General features: G+C 48.0%; 2 protein-coding genes. Both read right to left on the reverse strand.

Annotated elements, in window-relative coordinates; translation table 11 throughout:
- On the reverse strand, window positions 1-964 hold a 964-nt coding region (locus BO222_RS00715; RefSeq protein ID WP_143356874.1), incomplete at its 3' end, for an IS66 family transposase.
- A gap of 71 nt (window positions 965-1,035) precedes the next feature.
- Window positions 1,036-1,245 (reverse strand): IS66 family insertion sequence element accessory protein TnpB (tnpB, locus tag BO222_RS00720; protein WP_143356875.1); only part of this gene is annotated, 210 nt, incomplete at its 5' end.

Here is a 1,245-nt window from a genome sequence, read left to right on the forward strand (position 1 = left end):
CCATGTCTACTGTCCGATACTGCCAGAGATAGGATTTACTCTTTCTTCGGGTATGGGACTCATTGATCACCTGGAGCGTTGTTTCATCTGCACAAAGCTGCGGCCTGCCGACGAGGATCGACTTCATCCTTTCAAACAGCGGTTTAAAGTAGGTCTGAGCACATTCGTTCACCCAGGAATTCAGGGCTGAAACAGAAGGAGCATAGAAGTCAAGATCGGAAAAGATAGACCGGATCCGGTTGACGGGCAGCTGATACAGTGCCTTGAGGGTGATGACAAGCGCCATCAGAGAGGGAGAAACCCATTTTCCAAAAAGGAGTGATTCGGGAGCCTTTGCCATGACCGGGTGAATATCAAACTCGCCTGGAAGATAACGCGGATCCCGGCTCTTCCTTTTACATTCGGGACAGCCGTAAGAAACAGAATAGTGCCGGATGATTTCCAGTTTTCCTGGAATGTATCTGACTTCATGACGGACCAGCTTTCTGCCGATCGGAGTGAGTTCCGTACCGCAGACGGAACAGATTCTCTGGTCTTCAGACAGTTCGTGAAGTTCATCTGTGACAGGAAGGTTCATCTTTTTAATAAGATCTTCCAGAGATTCCTTCGGCTTACGGGCTTTGGAACGAACAGGCCGTTTCCTTGCGGAAGGTCCGGGAGCAGGGGTTTTGGCAGAAGGACCGGATGGCTGGTCATGATCGTCCTTTTTATCTGGCTTTCTCTTTTCAGACCTCCTGCCGTACTTCTGAGCAGCCATCAGCTTGATCTGAGCAGACAGATCAAGAATCGTGGCATTTGCCTGATCCAGCTGTTCTGTGAGGCTCTTGATCAGTTTTCTGTTAGCTTCATTCTCTTCCTGGCTCTTCTCATACTGAATGGTCAGCTTGTTAATGGCCTTGTTCAATTCAACCAGCTGATGAAAGAACTGGTTCTCGCTGATGTTGCTCGTATTGATTTCTGACATAATTTTCCCTGTTTAAATTATACCATAAATCAGACTGAAATCGCTTTATTTAAAGTGTTTTCGGCACTATTCTATCTCCTTTTCACTGTTGTTTTCTGCTCTGGAGAGAGCCCCTCAAGCAGCCATCTCAGCTGCTGCGGGCTAAGTTCTCTGACCTCGTTTTTGTCTCTCGGCCATCGAAAATGGCCGTCATCCAACCGTTTATAGAGCAGCAGAAATCCATCCTGCTGCCAAAGAAGGCCTTTGATTCTGTCCGCTCTTCTGCCGCAGAACAGGAACAG

Origin of the sequence: Ileibacterium valens, assembly GCF_001945525.1 — a bacterium.
GTDB classification, from domain to species: Bacteria; Bacillota_I; Bacilli_A; order Erysipelotrichales; family Erysipelotrichaceae; genus Ileibacterium; species Ileibacterium valens.